The organism is Nocardia violaceofusca NBRC 14427, from assembly GCF_963869435.1.
GTDB classification, from domain to species: domain Bacteria; phylum Actinomycetota; class Actinomycetes; order Mycobacteriales; family Mycobacteriaceae; genus Nocardia; species Nocardia aobensis.
Genome location: NZ_CAWMPM010000039.1, coordinates 98,299 through 104,689 on the forward strand (window position 1 = coordinate 98,299; position 6,391 = coordinate 104,689).

At 69.1% G+C, this 6,391-nt stretch carries 6 protein-coding genes; 3 read left to right on the forward strand and 3 right to left on the reverse strand.

Annotation, left to right across the window (positions count from 1 at the left end; all coding sequences use genetic code 11):
- Positions 1 to 4: 4 nt before the first annotated feature.
- On the reverse strand, positions 5 to 1,294 hold the full coding sequence (locus AC5592_RS29335) for an adenylosuccinate synthase (RefSeq protein WP_036506461.1): 1,290 nt from the start codon (positions 1,292 to 1,294) through the stop codon (positions 5 to 7).
- A 335-nt stretch (positions 1,295 to 1,629) separates the two neighbouring features.
- Here AC5592_RS29335 and AC5592_RS29340 point away from each other — a divergent pair, with 335 nt between their 5' ends.
- Positions 1,630 to 2,253: a hypothetical protein gene (locus AC5592_RS29340; protein ID WP_232329601.1), complete on the forward strand. Its 624-nt coding sequence runs from the start codon at positions 1,630 to 1,632 to the stop codon at positions 2,251 to 2,253.
- A gap of 60 nt (positions 2,254 to 2,313) precedes the next feature.
- The gene (locus AC5592_RS29345; RefSeq protein ID WP_036506466.1) at positions 2,314 to 3,096 is read left to right on the forward strand and encodes a site-2 protease family protein; all 783 of its coding nucleotides are present in this window, start codon (positions 2,314 to 2,316) and stop codon (positions 3,094 to 3,096) included.
- Between the two features lie 307 nt (positions 3,097 to 3,403).
- On the opposite strand, the gene AC5592_RS29350 is transcribed toward AC5592_RS29345, so the two are convergent.
- Both AC5592_RS29350 and AC5592_RS29355 read right to left on the reverse strand, forming a co-directional pair.
- Entirely contained in the window at positions 3,404 to 4,498 is a 1,095-nt protein-coding gene (locus AC5592_RS29350) for an FUSC family protein (RefSeq protein ID WP_036506469.1), read from the reverse strand.
- Between the two features lie 71 nt (positions 4,499 to 4,569).
- Complete coding sequence (locus AC5592_RS29355) at positions 4,570 to 5,028, reverse strand: DUF3151 domain-containing protein (protein WP_036506471.1); 459 nt, start codon at positions 5,026 to 5,028, stop codon at positions 4,570 to 4,572.
- 196 nt (positions 5,029 to 5,224) lie between these two features.
- Between AC5592_RS29355 and AC5592_RS29360 the strand changes: the two genes are divergently transcribed.
- A partial coding sequence (locus AC5592_RS29360) for a hypothetical protein (protein WP_371507530.1) occupies positions 5,225 to 6,391 on the forward strand: 1,167 nt, incomplete at its 3' end.

Sequence of the window (6,391 nt, forward strand, 5' to 3'; positions counted from 1 at the left end):
TTCGCTACTTCAAGATGTCGTGACGGACGATCGTCTCGTCGCGGCCGGGTCCGACGCCGATGCAGGACACGCGGGCGCCGGAAAGCTCCTCCAGCCGTTCGACGTACGCGCGCGCGTTGGCCGGCAGATCCTCGAAGCTGCGGGCCCCGGAGATGTCCTCCCACCAGCCCGGCATCTCCTCGTAGATGGGCTTGGCGTGGTGGAATTCGGTCTGCGTGGTGGGCATCTGCTCCACCCGCTCACCGTCGATCTCGTAGGCCACGCAGATCGGTACCCGGTCCAGGCTCGACAGCACATCCAGTTTGGTGAGGAAGTAGTCGGTGATGCCGTTGACCCGGGTGGCGTAGCGCGCGATCACCGCGTCGAACCAGCCGGTGCGGCGGGCGCGGCCGGTGGTCACGCCGACCTCGCCGCCGGTCTTGGCGAGATATTCGCCGGACTGGTCGAACAGTTCGGTCGGGAACGGCCCGGAGCCGACGCGCGTGGTGTAGGCCTTCAAAATGCCGAGCACCGTGGTGATCTTGTTGGGTCCCACGCCCGCGCCCACCGCGGCGCCACCGGAGGTGGGATTCGACGACGTCACATAGGGATAGGTGCCGTGGTCGACGTCGAGCAGGGTGCCCTGGGACCCCTCCAGCAGAACGGTCTCGCCGTTCTCCAGGGCCTGGTTGAGCAGCAGCCGGGTGTCGCTGATGCGGTGTTTGAAGCCTTCGGCCTGATTCAGCACCTCGTCGACCACCTGCTGCGGGTCGAGTGCGCGCCGGTTGTAGATCTTCACCAGCACCTGGTTCTTGAATTCCAGTGCGGCTTCGACCTTCTGGGTGAGGATCTTCTCGTCCAGCACATCGGCGACGCGCACGCCCACGCGGGCGACCTTGTCCTGATAGCAGGGGCCGATGCCGCGTCCGGTGGTGCCGATCTTCTTGTTGCCCAGGAAGCGTTCGGTGACCTTATCGATGGCCACGTGGTACGGCATGATCAGGTGCGCGTCCGCCGAGAGCAGCAGCCGGGTGGTGTCCACCGAGCGCTGTTCCAGTCCGGCGAGTTCGTCGAGCAGCACACCCGGATCGATGACCACACCGTTGCCGATGACATTGGTGACGCCCGGCGTCAGGATTCCGGACGGGATGAGATGCAGCGCGAAATTGTCGCCGTTCGGCAGGACCACCGTGTGACCTGCGTTGTTGCCACCCTGGTAGCGGACCACCCACTGGACGCGGCCACCGAGCAGATCGGTAGCTTTGCCCTTACCCTCGTCGCCCCACTGGGCGCCGATCAGCACGATTGCCGGCATGGGAGTCTCCTACGGTGTCGACGCGCAGCATCGGCGACGCTGCAGCTACCTGCCGTTGCAGAGCCCGATGACGGCGCTCCCGAGGCCCGTCGCTCGCGCCATGTGGCGGTGGCCGGAGGGACAGTCTAGTGGACACAATTCGTGCCCTAACCAGCCACCTCCTCCCCCGCGCGCCGCAGCGGAGAGCGCGCCGACCGCCCGAGCCGATTACAGTGGCCTGCGGAGGCGTCCCGGCAGGGGTGCGCCCGGTAGGCAGCGAGGGCGATGGCGTTGGCAGGTCCGAGGAGGGTGTTCGGCAGTTGAGTACTCATGTTCTCCGCTGCAACGGCGCTCCCGTGCCCATCGCGCTCGCGTCGCTGCCCACTACCCAGACCACGGCGATCCCCGAGACCGGCGAACTGGACGAACTGCTTCCGGTGCTGGCGGCCGACAACCAGCCGCGACTGATCGTGCTGGGCGAGGACGCCGGTCTGGCCGCGGTGCTCACCCATCTGCTGCGCACCGAACGGCTGGCCGTCGAGATCGGTTACGTGCCGGTGGATCGCACCTACGGTTCCCGCGCCTATCAGACCGGGACGGGCTCGCACGCCGCCAAACGCGCGCTGGAGGGCCGGCCCGAGCCGACCCCGCTGATTCGTGACGAGACCGGTACCGTCCTGGTCGGCCGGGCCACGATCACCGGCCGCGACGGCGGCAAACTCGAGGGTGAGGCCTACGTCGACGAAGTCCGGTTGTTCACCGGAAAGGTTGCGGCACTGCATGTTTCGCCGACGCTCGAGATGCCCGGCGTGCGCGCGACGGTGCAGCGCGGCTGGGGTAAGAAGCGCTGGGTGGCAGGCCGTGCCGTACAGCTGGGTTCACCGGGCGCCGCGGTGACCCGCGACGGCATCGCCGCCGATCGCACCGTGCCGCGGTCGAGTTTCTACCGTCATCACGAGCCCTGGCTGCTGGTGCGATGACCTATTCCTTCCCGGCTCGGCGCGTAGTGCGGTACGGACGACGGCCCCGGAGGCGGCAGCTTGCGTAACCACGTAGGGGCCCGGGAGTACCGCCGGGGGATCAGCCCGAGTCCGATCTTCTTGCTGATCGTCGTGATCACCGCCCTGGGCGGAGCGTTGGCCTGGGATGCCGATCCGCTGTCCACCCGGGCCAAGGCCGGCGTCTTCGTGTTGGTGGTGGCGGGCTGGATTCTCAGCGTGTGCCTGCACGAATTCGGCCACGCGTACACGGCGTACCGAGCCGGGGACCGCGAAGTGCAGATGCGCGGATACCTGACGCTGAATCCGGTGAAGTACAGCCATCCGCTGCTGTCGATCGCACTGCCGATCTTCTTCATCGCGCTGGGCGGGTTCGCGCTGCCCGGCGGCGCGGTCTATCTGAATACGCAGAACTTCTCGACACGCACCCAGCGCGCGATCAGCGCGGCGGGTCCGGCGGTCAACGCGTTGTGCGCGGTGGTGCTGCTGGTGATCGTCCGGTTCGCCGGCTCCACCCACGACCACGCCGCCTTCTGGTTCGGCCTGAGTTTTCTGGCATTTCTGCAGATCACCGCGACGATTCTGAATCTGCTGCCGATTCCCGGAACCGACGGCTACGCGATCGTGGAGCCGTCGCTGAGTTATCAGACCCGGCGTTCGCTGGATCAGGTGAAGCCGTTCGGACTGCTGCTGTTGCTCGCGATTCTGTGGGTGCCGGAGCTCAATCGGGTGTTCTTCGATGCCGTCTACTGGGTGTTCGAGCTCTCGGGCGTGCCGTCGGACTGGGCGGCCATCGGTAGTTATCTGACCCGCTTCTGGACCTGACACGTGAGTTTTCGGCGGGCGCGCCCGATTCCGGTTCGATTCGCCGGCGAACGGGAACCGGGCGGCCCTCTTCGCGACGGAGCGCCCGCCCCCTACGCGGTCGGCCGCACACCAAAACGGCCGCACGTCGCATCCGTCGCGAAGTTTCCGACCGCGCCACCCCTCGTCGACGCGGTCGAGACAAACGTACGATCCGCGCCGGCCCGCGACACGAGTAGTCGACTACCCGATTCGAACGCGGTGGCCGTGCGCAGCCGGGCCCGGCGACCTCGCGGAACGCTCGGCGACTACTGGTACCGCCGTGTCGTCAATCCTGCGGCGCCACATAGGGGTTCTGCACGGTGGGCGGCAGCAGCGCGAGCGCCGACAGGCGTTTGATCCCGCAGACCTGCATCAGATCGACCACGATGGAACGCAATTGGGCGAAGACCACGAGCGAGGACAGGCCGGCGCCTTCGACCAGATCCTTGGTCGCGCCCTTCGCCACTCGCCGCAGGACGCGCGTCGCCTCGGCGGCATCGGGCTGTTCGCCGGGTTCGGCAACCATGTAGCGGCGCACCACTTCCACCGCCTGCCCCAGTTCTTCGACCTCGGCGATCATTCGGGGATCGAGGATTTCGTCGTCGCGGACCAGGGTCAGGGCGCGGCGCAACAACACTCGGGTATTGCGCACGGCATTGTCGAGCGGGTCTACCGCCGCGCGGATCGCTTCCAGCCGCGGCCGGGAATTCCAGTACAGCGGCGAGATCCGGCTGACCTCGCGGCCGCCCTCCACCGCATTGCGCAGACCGTCGATCTGCGGTTGCGTACCGCGCACGGAATGCAATGCGTCGCGGACCTTGTCGGCATTCTGCTCGTGCAGGCCGTCAGCGCATTCGGTCAGCGCCGCAGCCAGGACGGTGAGGATATCGGCGGCCTGCTGCCGGGCCCGGCGCACCGGGTGCAGCGGAATCGCGGCCACCACCACGACGCCGACGAACCCACCGACCAGCGCGTCGACCATACGGTTGAGACCTCCGCCGGTATGCGGCGGCATCAACGTGGCGACCAGCACCGCCGAACTGGCGGCCTGCATCGGGATGACCGCACCTCTGTCGAGAAATACCGCGATCGCCATCGCCACCCCGACGACGAGCGCGATCTGCCACGCACCGGTTCCGACCTGTCCGATGAAGAAGTCGCCGATCCCGATCCCGACGGCCACACCGCCGACGAGTTCCACGGATCGGCGCAGACGCGCGCCGAACGACACGCCGATCGAGATGACCGCGGCCATCGGCGCGAAGAACGGTTGTGGATGCCCCACCAACCGGTGGGCGACGAACCAGGACAGGGCCGCGCCCACCGCACACTGGAAGATCGGAAGCGCGGATCGGCGCAGACGTACCCATCCATTGCGCATGCGCTGTCTACCGCTGTCGCGAACCGCATCGACGGTGATGGCGGTCGCGAACCGTTCCGTGCCGGCCAGTCTCAGTCCAGACCGAGTTCGGCGGCGGCGCGGGGATCGCAATCCTCGAGCAAATCCAGGCAGCGGGCGTATTCGTCGCTCTCGCCGATGGCCTGGGCGGCCCGGGCGAGCGCGCCGACCGCACGGAGGAAGCCCTGGTTGGGTTCGTGGCTCCACGGCACCGGGCCGAAGCCCTTCCACCCGTTGCGGCGCAGCAGGTCCAGGCCACGGTGGTAGCCCGTGCGGGCGAAGGCGTAGGCCGCCACCACATCGAGGGTCACCTCGGCCTGGCCCTCGGGCGCGCCCACGATGCCGGCGCGGTCGAGCGCATCCTCGGCCAGCTGCGCCCAGGCCACGGAGGCCGTCGGATGCGCGGCGGCGACCTGGACCGGGTCCTGATTGTCGAGCAGGGCCTGTTCGGCTTCCGTGTTTTCGGGAAGCAATACCGGCTGCGGTCCGAGCAGATCACCGAAGGAGGTCATGGGCTTCATTGTGCACCGCCACCGCACCGGCTCGCCGGGCAGCGGGTGCGCCGGGCCCCGTCGGGCCCCGGTCGGCGATGGCGAGCCCTTATATGGTTGCGCGTCTGCCGCCTCCTACGCGCCCCGACCCCATTAGGCTGGCCGTCTGAGACCGACAGTCGACGACCGACAGCCGATAGTGAGCAAGGGGTAGCGCGTGTCCGACCCGAACGACGATCAGAAGCCGCACCAGGGCGCCTCCGGCGACCGCCCGCGTCAGGCTGCATCCGGTGCGGGTCCGGACGGACCGGCGAAGCTCGGCGCCCAGGGCGGGCCCACACCCGGCCGCGAACCGGACACCGGCGCCCCGGACCGTACCCAGCGCATCTCCCGGGACCAACTACCCGGTGCCGCCCCCACCGCGCCCATGCCGTCACCCTCGGCGCAGACCCGGGTGATTCGCGCACCGGGGGCGAAAAACGGTTCGGCCCAGGCGAACTCCGGCGCGGGTGACAAGTCCGGTGCAGGCGCTCCGGGCGCGAGGTCCGGCGGTTCCGGTACTTCCGGTTCCGGCAAGCCGGCCGCCGGCGCGCCCGGCTCGAAGGCGAGCGACGGTGGCGAACCCGCCGAGCCGGCCGGTGCCGAGAAGGACGCCGCCGGAAAGGCGGGCACTGCGGCGAGCGGTGCAGCGGCGGGCGAAGCGGAGACGGTCGCCATCCCCAGGCGCGCGGAAACCGGCAACAAGCCCGAGAAACCCGGCAAGGCTCCCACCTCCGAGGACTCCGGCAAGTCCGACGCCGCGACCGGCACTGCCGGATCCTCCGGATCTGCCGGATCCGCCGCCACGAACGGCCCGGCGACGACGAACGGCCCGGCCGCCGCACCCGATACCGAGCGCACCACGAAGGGCGCGAAGCCTGCGGGTGCCGCGAAGGCAGGGGGCGCCGAAGGTGCCGCAGCCGGTCAGGGCGCCGCCCCTGCCGCGGGTGCCGCCGCGCCGGGCTCGAAGGCGCCGGACGCTGCCGCGAACGAGAACGGTGACGGTACCGACGATTCGAAAACCGTTGCACTGCCCAAGGTTTCGTCTGACAAGGGTGGCGAGAAGACCACGAAGTCCGGCCCGGCGCAGCAGGCCGGCGGCGCGAACGGCGATCGGGACACTACGGTGCCGGACGCGAAACCCGAAGCGCCACAAGACGTTCCCGCGATATCGAACCCGTCCGACGACGCCACGACGATCCTGCCGATCCAGCAGCCCGATCCGGCGGTCACCGAGAAGCTTCGCGCCACGCCGCCGGGAGCCGGCCAGAGCGGTCCGAAACGCCCTGGGGCACAGGGCGGACCGGGCGGTGAGCAGGGCGCGCCGGGATCGCGGGGGCCGGGC

Coding starts and splice junctions, on each gene's coding strand:
- AC5592_RS29350 (WP_036506469.1), bottom strand. CDS start 4,498: ATGCGCAATGGATGGGTACGTCTGCGCCGATCCGCGCTTCCGATCTTC.
- AC5592_RS29335 (WP_036506461.1), bottom strand. CDS start 1,294: ATGCCGGCAATCGTGCTGATCGGCGCCCAGTGGGGCGACGAGGGTAAG.
- AC5592_RS29355 (WP_036506471.1), bottom strand. CDS start 5,028: ATGACCTCCTTCGGTGATCTGCTCGGACCGCAGCCGGTATTGCTTCCC.